Source organism: Streptomyces sp. 5-10 (assembly GCF_014712245.1).
Lineage (GTDB): Bacteria > Actinomycetota > Actinomycetes > Streptomycetales > Streptomycetaceae > Streptomyces > Streptomyces violaceusniger.
The window spans coordinates 1-480 of sequence record NZ_JACVYG010000240.1 but is presented as its reverse complement, the minus strand read 5'-3'; the positions used below and the strand labels follow the sequence as shown (position 1 = coordinate 480).

Genomic DNA, 480 nt, shown 5'->3' with positions numbered 1-480 from the left:
TCGGCTGGGCGGGTCGGGGAGTTTTTGGCGGGTGGTGATGGGAGTTTGCAGTTGGCGGCGGTGAATGGTCCGGGTTCGGTGGTGGTGTCGGGTGCGGTGGGGGCGTTGGAGGGTTTGGCGGGGCGGTTGGGGTCGGTGGGGGTGCGGACGCGTTGGATTCCGGTGGATTATGCGTCGCATTCGGGGTTTGTGGAGGGGGTTCGTGATCGGCTTGTGGGGGAGTTGTCGGGTGTTTGTCCGGTGTCGGGTGAGGTGGCGTTCTATTCGACGGTGACGGGTGGTGTGTTGGATACGGCTGGGTTGGATGGGGGGTATTGGTATGCGAATCTTCGGGAGACGGTGGAGTTTGAGCGGGTGACGCGGGGTTTGCTGGCTGATGGGCATGGCATTTTCGTGGAGTGCAGTCCGCATCCTGGGCTTTTGGTGGGTATTGGTGAGACGGTGGAGGCGGTTGGTGCGGGGGCGGTGACGGTGGGGTCG

1 protein-coding gene is annotated in these 480 nt (G+C 63.8%); it reads left to right on the top strand.

Annotation, left to right across the window (positions count from 1 at the left end):
- Positions 1-45 precede the first annotated feature (45 nt).
- The coding region (locus tag IEJ02_RS48010; RefSeq protein ID WP_263408061.1) for an acyltransferase domain-containing protein at positions 46-480 on the top strand (435 nt) is incomplete at its 3' end.